The following is a 19748-nucleotide window of genomic DNA, read 5'->3' as shown; positions in this document are numbered from 1 at the left end:
TCTAGTTTAGGTTAGTCATTTACAACTTCTGTAGTGGGTTTCTTGCTTACTTTTTCCTGTAACCATTGAAATAATATGAACAGAATAGGTATTACAAAGACACCCAGAATAGTACCTATAAGCAAACCACCTACAGCGCCTGTACCTATTGATCTGTTACCTGCTGCACCCACACCACTTGCGAGTACCAGAGGAGTAAGACCTAAAATAAAGGCAAATGAGGTCATTAAAATAGGACGTAAACGAGCTTTTGCTCCATCAATCGCAGCATCTACAATGCTTTCACCACTTCTGCGGCGTTGCAAAGCAAATTCTACAATAAGAATCGCATTTTTCGCCAGAAGGCCTATTAACATGATCAATGATATCTGGAAGTAAATGTTATTCTGTAAGCCTGCCAGTTTTGTCGAGATATAAGCTCCAAAAACACCCAGAGGCAATGATAATAGCACAGAGAATGGAAGTAAATAACTTTCATATTGAGCAGCAAGTAAGAAGTAAACAAAGACAATACATAGAATGAAAATTGTTGTTGTCTGGTTTCCTGCATTTACCTCTTCACGAGTAAGACCTGAGTAAGCCGCGGTGTAATTATTGGGCAGCGAACTCACAACTTCTTCTACTGCCGCAATACCATCACCACTACTAAAACCAGGATTCATCGCTACATTCACTTTAGCTGAATTGAAAAGATTGAAACGTGTAACTGATTGTGGGCCATAAACCCGGCTAAGAGTAACAAACTCTGTCACCGGAGCCATCTCGCCACTTCCTGTTCTTACATAAAGCGAATTAAGATCACTTTCTTCAGCTCTGTCTTCTGGAAGCGCCTGCATATAAACGCGATATTGCTTACCAAATCTTGAGAAATCTGCTGCATAAACACCACCTACATAGCCTTGAAGAGTAGAAAATATACTACTAATAGGAACGCCCAGTTCTTTCGCTAAAGGCACATTTATATCCATTTGATATTGAGGATAGCGTGTGTTGAAAGATGATTGAGCATATTGAACCTCAGGTCGCTGTGTAAGCGCATTCATAAATTCCTGATTTGCCTGGTCAAGATCTGTAAAAGCTCCTGCAGAACGGTCTAATAAATTCACCTCAACACCAGAAGACGCACTAAAACCCGGAATACTAGGAGGTGAAAAGAATATCACATTTGCTTCCGGAATTGTCGCTGCCATACCAAAGAGTTTACCGGTGATAGCTTCTATACTTACAGAATCATCTGTACGCTCATCCCAGTCATCTAAACGAATAAATCCTAAACCATAGTTGCTACCTGCGCCACTCAATAAACTACGACCTGTAATAAAAGAAGCTCCCTGTACCCCAGGCATGTTTATGATGTTTTCATATAGTGTCTGGCTTACTTCTGTGGTTCTGTCTAAAGATGCACCTGCAGGAAGTTCAAAATTTATAAATATGATTCCACGGTCTTCATCAGGCACAAATCCTGTAGCTGTGGTTGTAGACGACCACCAGATACCACCAACGGCGAGTACTAGAATAACAGCTGTGATCCATTTATTGCGATATAAGAAACTAAGTGATCTGCCATAACGGTGAATCGTTGCATTAAAGCCTCTGTTGAAAGCAGCATAAAAACGCTGAAGGAAATTTTTCTTTTTATCATGTTCATGCTCATCGTGTGGTTTAAGGAATAAAGCACATAATGCAGGACTCAAAGTCAATGCATTTAGCGCTGAAATAAATATTGCCACAATAAGAGTTACACCAAACTGCTCATAAAATACACCTGTAGGTCCTTGCACAAAAGTTACCGGCACAAATACCGCCGCCATAACCAGTGTGATCGATATGATCGCTCCAGAGATCTCGTGCATGGCATCAAGAGTAGCACCTTTAGCCGTCTTTGCCCCTTCATCTATTTTGGCGTGCACCGCCTCTACAACTACGATAGCATCATCTACCACAATACCAATTGCCAATACAAGTGCAAAAAGAGTAAGTAGATTGATTGAGTAGCCAAAGAGGTTTAAGAAAAAGAAAGTTCCTATAATAGAAACCGGAACCGCAATGGCAGGAATCAAAGTTGACCTGAAATCCTGAAGGAAAACAAATACCACAATGAACACTAATATAAATGCTTCGATAAGGGTATGAACCACCTTATCAATAGATGCATTTAAGAAGTTATTTGTATCATAAGGTATAAATATCTGTATACCTTCTGGCAATGTTGCTCTGGTATCATCAAGTTGTTCCTGTATTGCGTCAATTATATCTCGGGCGTTAGAACCTTTGGTTTGAAAAATACCCATGTTCACACTTGGGTATCCATTTGTAGTAGAGCCACCGCTATATGATTGTGCGTCAAGCTCTATACTTGCAATATCTTTTAATCGTAAAAATTGACCATCTCCCAGCGCTTTTATAATTATATCACTGTACTGATCTTCAGTTTTAAAACGCCCCGGGTATTTAATAACATAAGAAAATGCTTCCCCGTTGTTTTCACCCAAAGATCCCGCAGCAGCCTCAAGACTCTGTTCTCTTAAAGCAGCAGAAACATCTGCCGGTACAAGATCATATGCGGCAAGTTTATCAGGCTCTAGCCAAATACGCATGGCATAATCCTTACCGCCAAATACATTTACGCTACCCACACCGTTTATCCTTTGAATTTCAGGGATAACATTTATCTGAAGGTAGTTTTGTATAAAAGTATCATTATAGTCCTCATTGGTACTATAAAAGGAAAGGTACATCAACGCACTTGTTTGTTGCTTTTGCGTAAGTACACCTGTTTGTTTAACCTCCTGTGGCAATAACGGGTTTGCACGAGCAACTCTGTTCTGCACGTTTACCGCTGCAATATCAGGATCTACATTTTGATCAAAGAAAACCGTGATCTCTGCAGTACCATTGTTAGTAGCAGTTGAGGTGATGTAGGTCATACCTTCTACACCATTTATTTGCTCTTCTATAGGGATAATAACGCTTTCAAGTATGGTTTCTGCGTTAGCACCAGGATATGATGTTGTCACCTGTATGGTGGGCGGCGCAATATCTGGATATTGGGTGATAGGAAGGGTCGTTAAACCCAGAACACCCAATATGACTATTATAATAGAAATTACTGTCGAGAGAACAGGTCTTTCAATGAATGTCTTTAGCATGATTTTCTTTTTCTATTATTTGAATACCTTGTTCATAGGTTTAGCGATACTGTCAAAAGGTACTTCCTGAGGTTGTATTTGTGCATTGCTTCTTAACTTGCCTACACCTGTGGCTACAATACGGTCACCTTTTTCTACACCAGAGCTTACAACATATAGATTATCAACTTCTGTAGAAATGGTGATCTTTGTAGAGATGGCAGTATTATCTGCACCTACTTTATATACGTAAGTAGAACCCTGTTGCTCATAAGTAGATTGCTGCGGAATGACAACTGCGTCTGTATAATTTTGTGGTATTTGAATTTTACCGCTGTTTCCGTTAGATAAAATCCGGTTAGGATTGTCAAAAACCGCTCTAAATGACACAGAACCGGTGTTATTATTTACCATAGAGTTAATAGTCTCTATAGTTCCTTCCTGATCGTAAAAGGTGTTATTTGCTAATAGCAATTTAACTTTAGGCAAATTTTTGATCTTATCTTCTATGTTTTCACCATCAGTGTTCTGGATGAAATCTAAATATTCTTTTTCATTCATAGAAAAGTAAGCATACACTTTACTTATATCTGAAACTGTAGTTAAAGGCTGCTGGTCCTGAGGACTTATTAAAGAACCTTTGCGTAAACGTATTGATCCTACAAAACCATCTACAGGGCTTTTAATATTAGCGTAATCTATGTTTGCAGCGATACTGTTGTAGCCACTTTTGGCTTGAGCCAATTGTGCTTTTGCTGTTTCCAGCTGTACTTCGCTAATAATGTTTTTTTCTACCAGAGGTTTCAGTTTATTAACTTCAACCTGCGCAGCATTTACATTAGCCTGTGCAGCATTAGCTTCCTGAGTAAGAGATTGGGTCTCTAGTTTAAATAAGGTTTGTCCTTTTTTTACTTTTTGCCCTTCATCTATTAAAACATCTGTGATGTAGCCGGAAACTTTAGCTCTTACTTCGCTATTTACAATTCCTTCAATACTTGCAGGATACGTTTTATAAGCAGTCACACTTTGTGTAGGTATTTCTATAACCGGAAAAGGTAAAGCCTGGGGAGCAGCCTGCGCTTGCTGTGCGCTATTATCACCATCACCGCAAGAGGCGAGGGTGAATAAGGCTCCTAATATAACCGGTATAAAATAGGGTATTGATCTTTTTTTCATGTCGTGATTGATTAGTCTTCTTTGATTTTTGTGGAAAGTTTTTCGCGTAAGCGTTTTATTGAGGAACTAGCCTGCTCAAGAAAAAGCAGATAGTCTGTGTGAAATTCTAACTCAAATTTTGAGTCGTCATCCTGGGGTAAATGTTTATTGATCTCTTTCTTATATTCCATGATCTGCAAATGCAGGTCTTTTTCTTTTTCCCAGGTGGCAACCATTTCATCCATTTTAAGTATCATACTATCAGGATGCATGATAAAATACTTTTTGCGATCGCCGCACTTCGTATAATAAGAGATGCGATTGCTTTGTTGTAAATTATTAAGATGTGTTGAGACGGTACTTTTACTGGCGTTCAGGTCTGCAACGAGTGCATCAAAGCAGCAGCCTTTTTTTCCCGTGAGAACTAATGTTGACATAATACGCGCCGCAAGGGGGGCAAATTGATCCTTACATTCTATGTGAACGCCCAGGCGTTCTATAAGACGTTCTTTTTGTTTTTTTAACTCCTCAGACTCCATAAATTCATTTTGAACGGCAAAACTACGTTTAGTTCGGTTTTAATCGAACTAAACGAAACTTAAAATTTTGTTAATTTCTTCTCGTCTGTTTTTTGAATATTTCAAACTCATCAGACTTGATAATAAAGCCAAACCTGATCATGCTTTTATATTCCTGATAATCTATTAAACTCTCTGTATAGCCCGTAAACCACTCAAGCATAATAAATTGATTAGGCATTTTAAACGGGCGATAGAGAAGTTGAGTTTTAACAGCACCTTTCCAGTCCCATCCCCATCCTTTACGCATAATTACATTTAAAATGAGTTTTTTTGGTTTGATGTCATAACTAATATTTGCCTCACCCAGACCTATGTAATCTAAAAGATCAGGATTGTCTGTTTTGTATAAAAATGGTAGCCACCCTTTAACTTGTAATGTTGTGCGGTCATTTAACTGGGTGTGATAGGCGAGAGATAGATTGTTCCAGCTACGGGAAAAAATACTGTCACGACCATTAGATTCATGTTCTAGTTGTAGAATGGCAAGACCATTCACTTGATCATCTTTATTATAAAGTGGTTTGCCCAGATCCAAGGTGGGATTAAAATTGATCTCCTCAAAAGGACTGGAAAATTGATAAATATTCCAGAAGGCTTTTTGGGTATAGGTGAGAAATAAATAACTATCCAGCGGTAGTGTATTTCGCGTAAGCAATAATTTAAAACTTATCTGGTATTTAGCATCTGTAGAAGTACTGTTAATGCGCTCGTGAGTAGGAATACCAGTTATAAAATAATTGTTTTTGTGAATGGAAAACGCGGGCATTTTCTGTATCGTATCATCTACTTCCTCGCGTGAGAGTGCCTGGGCTTCCAGATTGAAAGAATGAAAGCTCAAGGCGAAAAAAAATAAAACAGATAAAACAGGTAGTATTGCGCGCATGTTTCAGATTTGAAAATGCGAAATTACAAACAGTTCGGTATTTCCCGAACTACGCAAACTTAAGCTTGTGTTAAATTAAAAATCAGCTATTTCTAGCTGATTTTTAATGCTTTAATGCCGATTTTTAATAAAGTTTTACTTAGAATAAATACCTATATCAAGTTTACCATTGGCATCCATATGTGCTCTGTACATTCCGGCAGTATTAAATTCCATGGCGACGTTACCATCTTTATCCATGGCAACAATGCCGCCTGTACCGCCCATTTTTGTGAGTTTACCCTGAATTACATTTTTAGCCGCCTGCTCAAGAGTCTTACCGGCATATTCCATCTGTGCCGAAATATCATAAGCTACAATACCGCGTATAAAATATTCACCCCAGCCTGTTGACGATACTCCGCAAGTCTTATTATTAGCATAAGTACCAGCGCCTATTATAGGTGAATCGCCAATGCGGTTGTATTTTTTATTGGTCATACCGCCTGTAGAAGTTCCCGCAGCTATATTTCCGTTTTTATCAAGAGCAACGCAACCTACGGTACCAAATTTTTCATCTTTAATAAAAGGATCGTAGAAGGCAGATTTATTATCGTCATCAAGTTCTATCGTTTCTCTCTTTTTAATATCCATAAGGGCATCATATCTCTTTTGGGTAAAAAAGTAAGAAGGGTCAACAATTTCTAGTCCGCGCTCTTTTGCAAATTTATCTGCGCCTTTACCGCTCAACATTACGTGGTCTGAATTTGTCATAACCTCATAAGCAAGATTAATAGGATTTTTTACTGTAGTAACACCGGCGACAGCACCTGCGTTAAGGGTTTTACCATCCATAATAGAAGCATCTAGTTCATTTATGCCGGCATTTGTGAAAACTGCTCCTTTAGCCGAATTAAAAAGTGGCGAATCTTCCATCACATTTATGGTACGTTGCACAGCTTCCAGACTACTACCGCCATTTTTTAGGATCTCATGACCTGTTTTTATGGCTTTTGTAAGCATTTCTTTATAGGCCGTCTCCATAGAGTCGGTCATATTTTCTTTTAAAATAGTACCAGCGCCACCGTGTATGATAAGGCCAAAGGTATTTTGAGTAGTGTCATTTGCGGTTGTGGTGTTTTCTTGAGTTGTATTGACCGTAGTTGATTCATCACAAGAAAGTAAAAGAAGAAATGGGCATAGAAGGAGGAATATCTTTTTCATCGTAAACAGCTTTAGAGGTGAAAGATAGAAAAATTGAAATTCATAAAACTGTTAAACAAAATGACATTTCGCATTAGAAAATCCTGAATTAATTAAATAACCGATAAACGGCACGTATAAAAAGTTTAAAAGCGTTAAAATTTAATTAAAATGACCAACTATTCGATGAAATACACGTTTACTGCGTTTAAACGCTTTTTTTATTCAGTTATATCTATTACTATTGTAGTGTAATAACTCATAAGCCCCAAATTATGAAATTGATACTACGAAGCATATTCGCTATGGCATTGCTATGCCTTTTAGCCTCTTGCAGCAAAGACGATGAACTTGTTGCCAGCGAGATAGATATGATTGAACTTGCACCTAATTTAGAGGTAGAAGGTCAATTTGCAGCAGCTGTTTTAGATGAGATTAATCTGCACCGTGAGTCTATGGGTCTTTCAGACCTACAACCACATTCAGATTCTGAATCTCAGGCAGTAGATCACTCTAAGTACATGGCTTCAAAACATCAAATAAGCCACGATAATTTCTTTAAGAGATCAGATTATCTTAAATCTAAAGGGGCAGACAAAGTAAGTGAGAATGTAGCCTTTGGCTATGACACTCCAGAAGATGTTGTTGCAGCGTGGTTAAAAAGCCCGGGTCACAGAGCAGCACTAGAAGGTGACTTTACACATTCTGGGATCGCAGTTGTTAAGACTGCAACCGGCGTTACTTACTTTACAGAGATTTTTGTAAAAGAATAAACAATAAATAAATATTACCCCCATTAGCAGGCGAGAGCCTGCTTTTTTTATGCTTAAAAACGAGATTTTTCATGTATTTGAGCAGATTTTTTAAAAGCACCGTTAGTTTTTAAACACATACTTATATTGTATTTTTAACCTAAAATATCAACATGGCGATAGCAAAACCTTTTAATCTTACAGCATGGGTCAATGAGAACAGAGATCTTTTAAAACCACCCGTGGGGAATAAGAATCTTTACAAAGATGCAGATGATTATATCGTCATGGTGGTAGCAGGGCCTAACGCGCGTAAAGATTACCATTATAATGAGACCGAAGAACTTTTTTATCAGCTGGAAGGAGAGATAGAGGTGCATGTTCAGGATGAGGGAGTTAAGAAAACTATGAAATTAGGACCCGGTGATATGTATTTGCACCCGGCAAAAGTGCCGCATTCGCCTGTGCGAAAAGAAAATTCTATTGGTCTGGTTGTTGAGCGAAAAAGAGCAGACCTTGATGGAAAAGATGGTCTTTTATGGTTTTGTGATAATTGTAATCATAAACTATATGAGGTTTACTTCCCGTTAAATGATATAGAGGAGGATTTTTTAAAGCACTTTAAAATATTCTACGGCAGTGAAGAATTGCGTACCTGCGATAATTGCGGGCATGTGATGGAAGCTGATCCTCGTTTTGTGAGATAAAACTGAAATAATTTCAGGCCGATTTCTTCAATTTTTAACCGATTTTAGGTACAAACTACCCGATAATTACAAAAACAAACATGGTAAGCATAGATAAAGTTTTAGCAGATCTAGAAATAACTCCTATAAACGCAGGCTCTTCTACGGGGAGTAAAAGATATGACTCAGGCGACGAGATCGCTTCATATTCTCCTGTAGACGGTAAATTGATCGCTAAAGTTACTACCACCACAAAAGAGGAATATGAAACTGTTGTAGAAACTGCTAAAGAAGCTTTTAAAGAGTGGCGACTAAAACCTGCGCCTCAGCGCGGGGAGATAGTTAGGCAATTTGGTGATGAGCTGCGCAGATTAAAGCAGCCACTTGGCGAGCTGGTAAGTTATGAAATGGGCAAATCTTTGCAGGAAGGTCTGGGCGAAGTGCAGGAAATGATAGATATCTGCGATTTTGCGGTTGGTCTTTCGCGACAGCTTCACGGCTTAACCATGCACTCAGAGCGTCCCGGTCATAGAATGTACGAGCAATACCATTCACTGGGGATCGTGGGTATAATTTCGGCATTTAATTTTCCTGTTGCTGTCTGGGCGTGGAATACGGCACTTGCGTGGATATGTGGCGATGTTTGTATCTGGAAACCGTCAGAGAAAGTGCCTTTGTGCGGCATCGCCTGTCAAAAAATTGCAGCTCGTATTTTTGCTGAAAATAATCTTCCGGAAGGTATTTCATGCCTGATCAATGGTGATTACAATGTGGGTGAATTCATGACGCAGGATTCAAGAATTCCGCTTATTTCTGCGACCGGTTCTACGCGTATGGGTAAAATTGTAGCCAGTACCGTGGGTTCACGCCTGGGTAAATCTTTACTTGAATTAGGAGGAAACAATGCAATAATAGTAACGCCAGATGCAGATATTAAAATGACCATTATTGGTGCCGCTTTTGGTGCTGTGGGCACTGCAGGGCAACGATGCACTTCTACCCGCAGATTAATAATTCACGAGTCTGTTTATGATCAGGTAAAAGAAGCTTTAGTAGCGGCTTATAATCAGTTGAAGATAGGTAATCCTTTAGATGAAAATAACCATGTTGGGCCGGTTATAGATAAAGACGCTGTTAAAATGTACCGGGCTGCGCTCGAAAAAGTAGTCGCCGAAGGTGGAAATCTGCTTGTTGAGGGCGGGGTTTTAGAAGGTGAAGGTTATGAAAGCGGTTGCTATGTAAAGCCAGCTATAGCCGAAGCTGAAAACGATTTTGAGATCGTGCAGCATGAAACTTTTGCGCCTATTCTCTATTTGCTAAAATATTCTGGAGATGTGACTAATGCGCTTGAACTGCAAAACGGTGTAAATCAAGGCCTTTCTTCTGCTATCATGACAAATAACCTGCGCGAAGCAGAACAATTCTTAAGCGTTACAGGCAGTGACTGTGGTATTGCAAATGTAAATATTGGTACATCAGGGGCAGAAATAGGTGGTGCCTTTGGCGGCGAAAAAGAAACCGGTGGCGGTCGTGAAAGCGGCTCTGATGCGTGGAAGGTTTATATGCGCAGGCAAACCAACACCATAAATTATACGACAAAATTGCCCCTTGCACAGGGAATAAAATTTGATCTTTAATTTAAGGATAATAACAAACTACCTGATTTTTAGCTTTTAAAGCCGAAAATAAGCCGGTTTAAACCGATTTTTCTCAGTATTATATTTCAGGAAAATCGGTTGTTTAGTGCTAAAAATCGCTCTAATTGCGCCCATTTTCCTCAGGATACAGCGTGTGTACCGGGTCACTTTGCCAGTATTCTTTAGTGTCAACATCCATAATTGTAACCGGACCTTTAAAAGCGGCACCTGTGTCAATATTCCAAATTGTGGCAATATTAACCGGCGTGGTTTCGCCTATGCGAGTAACGGGAGTATGCCCAATATAGATCTCTTTGCAATGTGTAAGTCGCTTGGGATAGCGCGGGTCACTTTCTGTAATTGAGGTGTCCATCGCCAGCGCCATTTCCCACAGCGTGCGATCCCAATAATAAGTGACGCTGCTGTATTCATATTCTGGCCCGCTTTGGTTTTGAAAACCTGCGTGTACAAATAATCTGTATTCAGTATCCAGATGATAATCTATAAGTGATTCATAGAATTTTTTGTGAGCGGCTTTCTCTTTTTCAGAATAGCCTTTATAGGAATCAATTGTTGCTACACCACCATGTCGCATCCAGCTTTCATTATAATCTGCACCGCATAACCACTGGTACACAAGATCATCGTGATTGCCTCTTAAAAGTGTGCAGGTTTGCTTTCGCGAAAGCGTTAATAAGAATTCTACAGTAGGAGCACTTTCACTCCACCCATCAACATAATCACCTAAAAATATAAGGTGGTCATCCGTTTTAATTTCGGCTCTTTTAAGGGCTTGTTTTAAGCCTTTTAAACCACCATGTATATCACCTATTACCAGAGTTCGTCCCATTAATTATATTTTACTTTTCTAAGAATGCGCATATTCTCTTTGTAAGAATCATAGAGTTTTCCGCCTATTTTTCTAAGGAAAGGGCGCGCTTCTTCCAGTTTATTTATTGCTTCTTCAAATCCGTTTAAATAACAGATAAGATATGTTGAGGCCAGGTTTGCAAGATCATCATTCTCACCTTTATTAAGAGCGGTGTCAGCTTTAAGTTTTTGTAAAATTACATTGTTGTTGTTGTAAATGTGATGCAGCAACTTCTTGTCATAAAGCGGAGGCTCAAAAGCAAGTTTGCTGTCTATGCCGTAAAAGCCATTTTCTTTAAATGTAATCGTTAATTCTTCTAAAGGGTAATATTTAAAGTTGTTCTGAAGCCCCAACAATACATATTCTAAAATGGTAAATGTATCTTCTGTTATCGTGATCGAGACTTCGTCAAGCGCCGAATAAAACAGGCGCACCTGCTCATTAATAAGCTCAATATCTACGCGGCTGTAATACGTTTTATCCTTAACCTTTTTTTGATGCCCGGCCCAGCACACCACAAATTGCTCTTTAAAAACCTTATAATTGGTATAAAGATCTTTGTGGCGGTTGTTTATAAAATCGATTACACCATTTAAAGTAAGTTCTATGCTGTTGCGCGCATGATTTTCTATTGTGGCAACGATAGAACTATTGACGTCTTTTATCTCGATATCAAAAACCTTGGGCATTGAGATGCTGCCATCTCTAAAGAAAACACTGCCGCCCCAGTATTTCCAGATATTCTTCCGCAAGGCTGTCAATCTGTTAGTGGGTCGTATAGTTACTAGGCCTACCACCAGATCTCGGGGTAAATTGGGAAACGGAATATTTTCGTAAGAAATAAGCGGCGGATTTGTAAGATAGGCGTTTACAAGATTTTGAATTTTGCTATCGTCAAAAAACGGAACTCCTGTGATTTCATTTGTGTCATCTTCTACACCTATAACTATGTAGCTGTTGTTTTTAGGATTAGAATTAGAGAGAGCACAAATGTGCTTTAAGAACTTCGCTTTACCTTCTTTAGTACTAATGTCAACTTTCCGCTTTTTATCATAAAAACTATTCTCGTCGTTATGAGCAAGCAGGTTTTTAATGAGTAAGCGTTTGTTGATCACAGTTTATCCTATATTAAAGTAGTTTTGATAGTTATGTATAATTAAGACATATCTTTCAAGAATAGCAAAGATTAACTTGTCTTTTTATTCACCACGGTACTACTTGCCTGGTCTGTGCTCATCACTACAAGATCTGCGATATTTACATGTGCGGGTCTGGAAACCACAAAATAAAGTATATCTGCAATGTCTTCTGCAACAAGGGGTGTAAAGCCTTTGTAAACATTTGCGGCTTTGTCTTTATCCCCCTTAAAACGCACTTCGCTAAAAGACGTTTCAACCATACCCGGGTTTACAGCTCCCACACGTATATTGTATGGATTTAGGTCTATGCGCATTGCCTGATTTATTGCGTCTACAGCATGTTTACTGGCACAATACACATTACCTTTTGGATAGACTTCTTTGCCTGCGGTTGAGCCTATGTTAATAATGTGACCGCTGTTGCGCTCTATCATCTGCGGGATAATAGCTTTACTTACATATAATAAGCCCTTCACATTTATATCAAGCATAGCGTCCCAGTCATCCGTTTCACCGTCCTGAATGGTATCCATCCCATAGGCATTGCCTGCATTGTTAATCAGGATATCAATTTGAGCGAAATTTTCATGAAGACTTTCTATTGCAGAGAAAACATCTTTCTTTGTTCTAACATCAAAGGTGAGTATATGAACATCTACAGAGGATTTCAGTTCTTCTTTTAAATCTTTAAGTTTTTCCTTATTTCGCCCACAAATGATGAGGTTGATACCGTGTTTAGCAAATTCTGTTGCAGTTGCAAGGCCTATACCGCTACTTGCACCCGTTATTAAAGCAGTTTTTTTTGTCATTAATCTATTTTTAAATTCTTTTCAATCAAAGGGTTGTAAATTCAGGTATTTATTTTTTCAGATCGGTGGGGGATTTGTTTGCAACATCACCTTTTTGCTACAGTCTATGGATTAGATAGAAATAGGCACTGTTTTTTGCGAATTTAGCAGCAAGAGGCATGGGCAGAATTTCTTATTTTCAAAACTTGAAATTACAGAGATTGAAATTAGAAAAACCCTTGAAAACCCTAGTCATTAAAGATTTTTTTAACCTATTGTTAACAAGGTGTTCTGTAATAAAATTGAACATTGCAGAGTTGTTAACTGCACAAAATTATACCAAATATTATGGAAGATACCAATACAGCCATTGACATTGGGGCCATTAATGAAAAAATAGAAAGAGAAAGTGCTTTTGTAAAGATTCTTACCCTTGAGATGAATAAGGTCATCGTAGGGCAAAAGCACATGGTAGAACGCTTGCTTATTGGCTTGTTGGGTCGCGGGCACATACTTCTAGAAGGAGTTCCCGGGCTTGCAAAAACACTTGCAATAAATACACTTTCTAAAGCAGTTCACGGTAGTTTTAGCCGTATACAGTTTACACCAGATTTATTACCGGCAGATGTTGTAGGTACGCTTATCTACAATATGAAGCTGAATGATTTCAGTATTAAGAAAGGTCCTATTTTTGCCAATTTTGTGCTTGCAGATGAGATTAACAGGGCTCCTGCTAAAGTGCAGAGTGCTTTGCTTGAAGCTATGCAAGAGCGTCAGGTGACGATAGGTGATGAAACCTTTATTCTTGATAAGCCATTTTTAGTAATGGCAACGCAAAACCCGGTAGAGCAGGAAGGTACTTATCCTTTGCCAGAAGCTCAGGTTGACCGTTTTATGCTAAAAACGGTAATAGATTATCCTAAACATGCAGAAGAGCAACTCATCATACGCCAGAATCTTAAAGGTAGTTATGAGCAGGTTAACCCTGTGGTTTCTATAGAACAGATATTGAGAGCGCAGGAGGCTGTGAGAGATGTTTATATGGATGAAAAGATAGAAAAGTATATACTTGATATTGTCTTTGCCACACGTTACCCTGAAAACTTTAAGCTTGCAGATCTTAAGCCTTTAATAAGTTTTGGAGCATCGCCTCGAGGAAGTATAAACTTAGCAACAGCTTCTAAATGTTTTGCGTTTATACGCGGAAGAGGATATGTAATACCAGAAGATGTGCGCGCTATTGTACACGATGTGCTACGCCACCGTATTGGTATTACTTATGAAGCTGAAGCTGAAAATGTAACTACAGAAGAGATCATTAACAAGATCGTTAATGAAATAGAAGTGCCATAGAGGCTGATTTTTAACCTTTTTAGGCCGATTTTAACCCTGATTTTTGGGTTTTTTGGAAGCTTTTAAATACAATTAGCTGCATACTCAAATCATGGATACTAAAGAATTACTCAAAAAAGTACGCAAGATAGAGATAAAGACCAGACGCCTGTCTGATCATATTTTTGGCGGAGAGTACCATTCTACTTTTAAAGGGCGTGGTATGACCTTTAGTGAGGTGCGGCAATACCAGTTTGGTGATGATGTGCGTAGTATTGACTGGAATGTGACTGCCAGGTATAGTGAGCCGTATGTTAAGGTTTTTGAAGAAGAACGCGAACTTACAATGATGCTCATGGCAGATGTAAGTGGTTCAGAATTTTTTGGTACAGATCAGCAATTCAAATCAGAAATTGTTACAGAAGTTGCTGCGACGCTGGCTTTTTCGGCCATGCAGAACAATGACAAAATAGGTCTCATTTTATTTTCTGATGGGATAGAACTTTATATTCCGCCCAAAAAGGGGAAATCACACGTACTCAGGATTATAAGAGAATTGCTTGAGTTTGAGCCTAAAAGTAAGAAGACAGATGTTGCTCAGGCTTTAAAGTTTTTGTCAAATGTGATGAAAAAGAAAGCTATAGTTTTTGTGCTTTCAGACTTTATTGCAGATGAGTACAGAGATACACTAAAAATAGCATCTGGTAAGCACGACATAACCGGGATACGTATTTACGATCAGCGCGAGGAAGAAATTCCCAGTCTGGGCGTGGTGCAGATGGAAGATGAAGAGACCGGCGAACTTATGCTTGTCAATACTACATCAAAAAAAGTGCGATCAAATTACGCCGCTTTTTACAGAGATAAGGTTAAGTACTATGAAGAAACCTTTAGACGCAGTGGCGCCGGAGTTATAGATGTGCGCACAGATGAAAGTTATGTAAAAAAACTCTTGGGCTATTTCAAAAGAAGAGGATAACAGGAGAAGAAAGATGAATTATATATTGAACCCCAAAACAAAAATAAAAGGCCACTTTAAAATATCACAAGCTAAATACGCCTTCTTCTTTTTTGCCATTTGCTTTATTTTTTCAGTTGATTTGCATGCGCAGCAAGTTAAGGCTGCTATAGATTCTACTTCTATAAAAATAGGTGAGCAAATCAATTACTCTGTAGAAGTTGTAACAGATTCTACAGATCTTGTCGTTTTTCCTGAAGGGCAGAGTTTCTCGCCATTAGAAGTTATAGAATCTTATAAAGTAGATACTTCTTTCGCTCAGGCGAAAGTTAAACTTTTAAAGAAATACGGCTTAACGCAATTTGATAGCGGTTCTTACACCATTCCGCAGCAGCGCATTATTATAAATGAAAAACCTTTTCTTACAGACTCAATGCAGGTAGAAGTAGCAAATGTTGCTATAGATACTACAAAACAAGGGTTGTATGATATTAAGCAAACCATAGAGGTAGAAAGAGCAATTAGCAGGTTCTGGGAATATGTTCTCTGGGCCCTTGGTGTTTTATTTATAATAGGAGCTTTCCTGTTTTGGTTAATTAGAAGAAGCCGCAAAAAAGCGGAAGCAGAACGTAAATTACCTCCTTTTGAGCAGGCGCTTTTATCACTTAAACAACTGGATGAAGAATATGAAACGCCCAGCAAAACGGCAGATCAGGCGACTACAAAAGTTTATTATTCACGACTTACAGATATTGTAAGAAGATATCTCAATGAAGAGGTCTATGATCGCTCTATGGAAAGTACGACCAGCGAACTTATCAACCGCTTATACGTTGAGCGCGACACCCATAAAGTTGAACTGAGCAACGAGACGATAAAAAAATTACAAAAGGTTTTAGAAACCGCAGATCTTACAAAATTTGCAAGAATAAGACCAGAAGAAGGAAAAGCAGAAGCAGACAGGCTGGTTGTAGAGCAGGTTGTAAAAGAGACTAAAGAAGCTTTACCAGAACCTACAGAAGAAGAATTAATGCGTGACGAGGCCTACAGAAAAGCCTTAGCAAAGCGCAGACAAAGACGACTTATTTTTACCAGTATTTTGGGTGTTCTGGCAATTCTGGTTATCTCTGCCGGAGTCTTAATTGCTATTAAAGGTTTTGATTATGTAAAAGATACGTACATAGGTCATCCTTCTAAAGAATTGCTTGAAGGAGACTGGATACGTAGTGAATATGGTTATCCTGCTGTAGCCGTTTCTACACCTAAAGTTTTAAGAAGAGTAAACCTTCCTATTCCTAAAGAAGCGCAGGGGCAGGTAGAAATGAACACATTTGCTTACGGTAGTCTTGTAGACAGACTTTCAATTATAGTCAATAACACGAGATTTGGTGGTAAAAACGAGGCAGACCTGCAAAAAGCGACAGATGCTATGATGCAGACATTAGAAGGTGCTGGAGCTAAAAATCTGCTGGTTAAAAGTGAAAAATACACGACTCCTAATGGGGCAGAAGGTTTAAAAACATTTGGTTCTGGAGATTTTCCTGAAGAAGGTAAACCGGGTGAATTTACTAAAGGTGAATATTTAATGCTTTCATTTACGACGCCAGGTGTCATACAACAGATCGTGGTTTCCTGGAGAAAAGATGATCAATATGCCAAGCAGATAGCAGATCGTATTATAAATTCTGTAGAACTTCAAAAACAAGTAAACTGATGTTTGATAATTTTGAATTTTTACATCCTCAATGGTTTTGGTTATTCCTGTTAATTCCAGTTGCAATAGCATGGTATTTCTGGAAGCGTAAAAAACTTACCGCAGAGGTTAAAATATCGAGCTTAAAAGGGTTTAAAACGGGTAGCGGTACTCTGGCAAAATTGCGGCCTATCTTATTTATTTTAAGGTTGCTTGCTCTTGCATTGTTAATCACAGCAATGGCTCGCCCACGTACAGTAGATGTCTCGACCAAAACAAAAACCACAAGGGGTATTGACATTGTTATCGCGACAGACGTTTCTGCAAGTATGCTGGCCAAAGATCTTCGGCCTAACCGCTTAGAAGCTTTAAAGGAAGTAGCTTCTCGATTTATAGCTGAGCGACCCAATGATCGTATAGGTCTTGTGGAATATGCCGGTGAAAGTTATACGCGCACCCCAATCACTAGTGACAAGGCGATTGTTTTGAGTTCGCTAAATGACATACGATACAACAATGTAATTGAAGGCGGGACGGCAATAGGAATGGGGCTGGCAACTTCAGTAAATAGATTAAAAGACAGCAAGGCAAAAAGCAAGGTTATCATCTTAATGACAGACGGTGTAAATAATGCTGGTTTCATAGATCCTGTTACGGCGAGTGAATTAGCAAAAGAATTTGGCATAAAGGTGTATACCATAGGCATTGGTACAAACGGAACCGCGCTATCTCCTATAGCAATACGCCCAGATGGAGGTTTTCAATACGGCAATATTCAGGTAGAGATAGATGAGGAGCTTTTGCAGAAGATAGCAGATGGTACGGGTGGTCGCTATTTTAGAGCGACAGATAATCAAAAGCTTGAAGAGATCTATGAAGAGATCAACAAACTGGAGAAAACAGACATTGAAGAATTTAAATTTACCAACTACGAAGAAGAATACAGACCGCTGGTGATATTAGCCGGTTTGCTGCTTTTAGGAGAGGTTTTGTTAGGATATACAGTGTTCAGGAGTTTTGTTTAAAGAAAGAGAATGTATTTACTAGAAGAAAAAATATGGTTTTGGTTAATGCTGGCAATTCCTGCTGTGCTCTTGCTTTTCTTTGGCTTGCAGCTCTGGAAGAGACGCGCTCAGAATAAATTTGCAAACAGAGAATTACTGCAAAAATTAACTCCGCAGCGGTCTAATTTCAAACCCATTTTAAAAGTTATTTTAATCTGCCTGGCTATTGCCTGTATGGTTATTGGTTTAGTTAATCCTAAAATTGGGACTAAACTAGAGACCGTTAAACGTGAAGGTGTAGATGTTGTTTTTGCCATAGACGTTTCAAAAAGTATGCTGGCAGAAGATATAGCCCCTAATCGTATTGAGAAAGCTAAGCAGCTGGTAGCACAGATCATAAATAATTTAGGCAGTGACCGTGTAGGTATAATTGCTTATGCAGGTAGTGCTTTTCCGCAATTGCCAATTACTACAGATTACAGCAGTGCAAAAATGTTCCTCAACTCGATGAACACAGATATGCTTTCCAGTCAGGGAACCGCAATACGCGAAGCTATAGATCTGGCAAAAACATATTACAATGATGAAGAACAAACAAATCGTGTTCTTATTATAATTTCAGATGGGGAAGATCATGCCGGTGATGCTGCAGAAATAGCAGAGTCTGCAGATCAGGAAGGTATACGTATTTTTACAATAGGTGTTGGTACAGAGAAAGGCGGCCCTATACCATTAAAAAGAAATGGGATTATAGAATCTTATAAAAAAGATCAGGATGGGGAGACTGTAATTACCCGTTTAGATGAAGAAACGCTACAGGAGATCGCCTCAGAGGCAAACGGAGAATATATTAATGGAAACAATACCCAGCAAGTGGTAGATGCCATTAAAGATAATCTCAATAAAATGGATAAGAAGGAGTTTGAGGCTAAGCAGTTTGCAGATTTTAAAGATCAGTTTCAGTGGTTTGTTGGTGCGGCATTATTATTGTTATTTTTAGATATATTCTTACTCGAGCGTAAAACGGCATGGGTAAGAAGATTGAATTTGTTTAACGAAAACAAAGAGAGAGCGTGAGAGAATTTCAGATAATAAATAAAAGCAAAGTATTATTCGGTTTAGGTATAGTACTTATTGGTGCTTGTAGTTATGCTCAAAAGGTAGATAACGGGAAGCCTGATCCTGCACTTGCAGAGGCTAATGATTTTGTAGCAGATGGTAATGAGCAGGTTGAGCAGAAACAGTTTGCTGTTGCAGAAGCATCATACAGAAAGGCAGTTGCAAAAGACCCGGCAAACCTTTCGGCGAAATATAATATGGGTAATAACTATTACCGTAATAAAAAATACGCAGAAGGGATGGATCGCTATCTGCAAGCCGCAGAAGTAGCCCAGACAAAAGAAGAAAGACATAAAGCCTTTCATAATCTTGGGAACGCTTATTACCAGCAAAAAGACTTCAAAAAAGCCGTAGAAGCATATAAAAATGCGCTGCGTAATGATCCTACAGATGAGGAAACTCGTTATAATCTCGCTCTTGCGAAAAAAGAGGAAGACAAAAATGGTGGTGGCGGTAATGATGATAATCAGAACAAAGACCAGAACCAGGATCAAAACAAGGACAATAAAGATAAAGAAGGCGATCAGGGCAAAGACAAAGAGAGTGACGACGGCAAGCCTAAGGAGAGTGATGATAAAGGTGACGAGAAGAAAGAAGACGGCGATCAGAAAAAAGACGATAAAGGCAAACCTGATGATAAAAAAGGAGATAACAAAGACGATGGAAAGCCTCAGGATCAAAAAGACCAGCAGCAGCAACCTGCAGAAGGTCAATTATCGCCACAGCAGGTAAAAAGCTTGCTTGAGGCCATGAAAAATGAAGAAAATAAAGTTCAGGATAAGATCAATGCTCAAAAGGTAAAAGGAGCAAAGGTAAAAACTGAAAAAGACTGGTAATTAA

The 19748-nt window shown here is 38.8% G+C and carries 17 protein-coding genes; 9 read left to right on the top strand and 8 right to left on the bottom strand.

Translation table 11 applies throughout. The features are described from left to right. Positions 1 to 11: 11 nt before the first annotated feature. From ACH3PA_RS06685 to ACH3PA_RS06665, 5 genes are all read right to left on the bottom strand, one after another. Positions 12 to 3149 (bottom strand): efflux RND transporter permease subunit, encoded by a 3138-nt coding sequence (locus ACH3PA_RS06685; protein WP_416448477.1) that lies wholly within the window; start codon positions 3147 to 3149, stop codon positions 12 to 14. A gap of 15 nt (positions 3150 to 3164) precedes the next feature. Next, the gene (locus ACH3PA_RS06680; RefSeq protein WP_416445946.1) at positions 3165 to 4304 is read right to left on the bottom strand and encodes an efflux RND transporter periplasmic adaptor subunit; all 1140 of its coding nucleotides are present in this window, start codon (positions 4302 to 4304) and stop codon (positions 3165 to 3167) included. Positions 4305 to 4315: 11 nt separating this feature from the next. Then, positions 4316 to 4822: a GbsR/MarR family transcriptional regulator gene (locus tag ACH3PA_RS06675; RefSeq protein WP_416445948.1), complete on the bottom strand. Its 507-nt coding sequence runs from the start codon at positions 4820 to 4822 to the stop codon at positions 4316 to 4318. Positions 4823 to 4892: 70 nt separating this feature from the next. Then, complete coding sequence (locus tag ACH3PA_RS06670; protein WP_416448476.1) at positions 4893 to 5747, bottom strand: phospholipase A; 855 nt, start codon at positions 5745 to 5747, stop codon at positions 4893 to 4895. 135 nt (positions 5748 to 5882) lie between these two features. Next, positions 5883 to 6950: an isoaspartyl peptidase/L-asparaginase family protein gene (locus ACH3PA_RS06665; protein WP_416445952.1), complete on the bottom strand. Its 1068-nt coding sequence runs from the start codon at positions 6948 to 6950 to the stop codon at positions 5883 to 5885. Positions 6951 to 7204: 254 nt separating this feature from the next. On the opposite strand from ACH3PA_RS06665, the gene ACH3PA_RS06660 reads away from it, so the two are divergent. The 3 genes from ACH3PA_RS06660 (at position 7205) to ACH3PA_RS06650 (ending at position 10004) form a co-directional block, all read left to right on the top strand. Next, positions 7205 to 7702: a CAP domain-containing protein gene (locus ACH3PA_RS06660; RefSeq protein ID WP_416445954.1), complete on the top strand. Its 498-nt coding sequence runs from the start codon at positions 7205 to 7207 to the stop codon at positions 7700 to 7702. A gap of 152 nt (positions 7703 to 7854) precedes the next feature. Beyond that, the gene (locus ACH3PA_RS06655; protein ID WP_416445956.1) at positions 7855 to 8388 is read left to right on the top strand and encodes a 3-hydroxyanthranilate 3,4-dioxygenase; all 534 of its coding nucleotides are present in this window, start codon (positions 7855 to 7857) and stop codon (positions 8386 to 8388) included. A gap of 80 nt (positions 8389 to 8468) precedes the next feature. Next, positions 8469 to 10004, top strand: a complete 1536-nt coding sequence (locus tag ACH3PA_RS06650) for an aldehyde dehydrogenase family protein (RefSeq protein ID WP_416445958.1) — start codon at positions 8469 to 8471, stop codon at positions 10002 to 10004. A gap of 121 nt (positions 10005 to 10125) precedes the next feature. Here the strand turns inward: ACH3PA_RS06650 and ACH3PA_RS06645 are convergent, their stop codons facing one another. From ACH3PA_RS06645 to ACH3PA_RS06635, 3 genes are all read right to left on the bottom strand, one after another. Continuing rightward, on the bottom strand, positions 10126 to 10854 hold the full coding sequence (locus tag ACH3PA_RS06645; protein ID WP_416445960.1) for a metallophosphoesterase family protein: 729 nt from the start codon (positions 10852 to 10854) through the stop codon (positions 10126 to 10128). Further along, positions 10854 to 11990: an ATP-binding protein gene (locus ACH3PA_RS06640; protein WP_416445962.1), complete on the bottom strand. Its 1137-nt coding sequence runs from the start codon at positions 11988 to 11990 to the stop codon at positions 10854 to 10856. Before ACH3PA_RS06640 ends, ACH3PA_RS06645 begins: the two co-directional genes overlap by 1 nt. A gap of 71 nt (positions 11991 to 12061) precedes the next feature. After that, entirely contained in the window at positions 12062 to 12823 is a 762-nt protein-coding gene (locus ACH3PA_RS06635) for an SDR family NAD(P)-dependent oxidoreductase (protein ID WP_416445964.1), read from the bottom strand. A gap of 327 nt (positions 12824 to 13150) precedes the next feature. On the opposite strand from ACH3PA_RS06635, the gene ACH3PA_RS06630 reads away from it, so the two are divergent. The 6 genes from ACH3PA_RS06630 (at position 13151) to ACH3PA_RS06605 (ending at position 19744) form a co-directional block, all read left to right on the top strand. Beyond that, positions 13151 to 14155, top strand: coding sequence for an AAA family ATPase (locus tag ACH3PA_RS06630; RefSeq protein WP_416445966.1), 1005 nt, complete (start codon positions 13151 to 13153; stop codon positions 14153 to 14155). Between the two features lie 91 nt (positions 14156 to 14246). Continuing rightward, positions 14247 to 15113, top strand: a complete 867-nt coding sequence (locus ACH3PA_RS06625; protein ID WP_416445968.1) for a DUF58 domain-containing protein — start codon at positions 14247 to 14249, stop codon at positions 15111 to 15113. Between the two features lie 13 nt (positions 15114 to 15126). Beyond that, a complete protein-coding gene (locus ACH3PA_RS06620; RefSeq protein ID WP_416445970.1) occupies positions 15127 to 16806 on the top strand; it encodes a hypothetical protein in 1680 nt (559 codons plus the stop codon). Continuing rightward, positions 16806 to 17810 (top strand): vWA domain-containing protein, encoded by a 1005-nt coding sequence (locus ACH3PA_RS06615; RefSeq protein WP_416445972.1) that lies wholly within the window; start codon positions 16806 to 16808, stop codon positions 17808 to 17810. The genes ACH3PA_RS06620 and ACH3PA_RS06615 overlap by 1 nt, the downstream gene beginning before the upstream one ends. Before the next feature lie 9 nt (positions 17811 to 17819). Next, positions 17820 to 18866 carry a vWA domain-containing protein gene (locus ACH3PA_RS06610; protein ID WP_416445974.1) on the top strand — a complete coding sequence of 349 codons (1047 nt, stop codon included), beginning with the start codon at positions 17820 to 17822 and terminating at the stop codon, positions 18864 to 18866. Further along, on the top strand, positions 18863 to 19744 hold the full coding sequence (locus ACH3PA_RS06605; protein WP_416445976.1) for a tetratricopeptide repeat protein: 882 nt from the start codon (positions 18863 to 18865) through the stop codon (positions 19742 to 19744). Before ACH3PA_RS06610 ends, ACH3PA_RS06605 begins: the two co-directional genes overlap by 4 nt. Positions 19745 to 19748 lie beyond the last annotated feature (4 nt).

Source organism: Leeuwenhoekiella sp. A2 (assembly GCF_047946655.1).
Classification (GTDB): Bacteria; Bacteroidota; Bacteroidia; order Flavobacteriales; family Flavobacteriaceae; genus Leeuwenhoekiella.
This window is presented reverse-complemented; position numbering and strand designations above follow the sequence as displayed.

What these genes read in the sequence shown, in the direction of transcription:
- ACH3PA_RS06655 (WP_416445956.1), top strand. Translation starts at nt 7,855, where the DNA reads ATGGCGATAGCAAAACCTTTTAATCTTACAGCATGGGTCAATGAGAAC.
- ACH3PA_RS06650 (WP_416445958.1), top strand. Translation starts at nt 8,469, where the DNA reads ATGGTAAGCATAGATAAAGTTTTAGCAGATCTAGAAATAACTCCTATA.
- ACH3PA_RS06645 (WP_416445960.1), bottom strand. Translation starts at nt 10,854, where the DNA reads ATGGGACGAACTCTGGTAATAGGTGATATACATGGTGGTTTAAAAGGC.
- ACH3PA_RS06685 (WP_416448477.1), bottom strand. Translation starts at nt 3,149, where the DNA reads ATGCTAAAGACATTCATTGAAAGACCTGTTCTCTCGACAGTAATTTCT.
- ACH3PA_RS06615 (WP_416445972.1), top strand. Translation starts at nt 16,806, where the DNA reads ATGTTTGATAATTTTGAATTTTTACATCCTCAATGGTTTTGGTTATTC.
- ACH3PA_RS06635 (WP_416445964.1), bottom strand. Translation starts at nt 12,823, where the DNA reads ATGACAAAAAAAACTGCTTTAATAACGGGTGCAAGTAGCGGTATAGGC.
- ACH3PA_RS06680 (WP_416445946.1), bottom strand. Translation starts at nt 4,304, where the DNA reads ATGAAAAAAAGATCAATACCCTATTTTATACCGGTTATATTAGGAGCC.
- ACH3PA_RS06630 (WP_416445966.1), top strand. Translation starts at nt 13,151, where the DNA reads ATGGAAGATACCAATACAGCCATTGACATTGGGGCCATTAATGAAAAA.
- ACH3PA_RS06660 (WP_416445954.1), top strand. Translation starts at nt 7,205, where the DNA reads ATGAAATTGATACTACGAAGCATATTCGCTATGGCATTGCTATGCCTT.
- ACH3PA_RS06620 (WP_416445970.1), top strand. Translation starts at nt 15,127, where the DNA reads ATGAATTATATATTGAACCCCAAAACAAAAATAAAAGGCCACTTTAAA.
- ACH3PA_RS06665 (WP_416445952.1), bottom strand. Translation starts at nt 6,950, where the DNA reads ATGAAAAAGATATTCCTCCTTCTATGCCCATTTCTTCTTTTACTTTCT.
- ACH3PA_RS06610 (WP_416445974.1), top strand. Translation starts at nt 17,820, where the DNA reads ATGTATTTACTAGAAGAAAAAATATGGTTTTGGTTAATGCTGGCAATT.
- ACH3PA_RS06625 (WP_416445968.1), top strand. Translation starts at nt 14,247, where the DNA reads ATGGATACTAAAGAATTACTCAAAAAAGTACGCAAGATAGAGATAAAG.
- ACH3PA_RS06675 (WP_416445948.1), bottom strand. Translation starts at nt 4,822, where the DNA reads ATGGAGTCTGAGGAGTTAAAAAAACAAAAAGAACGTCTTATAGAACGC.
- ACH3PA_RS06670 (WP_416448476.1), bottom strand. Translation starts at nt 5,747, where the DNA reads ATGCGCGCAATACTACCTGTTTTATCTGTTTTATTTTTTTTCGCCTTG.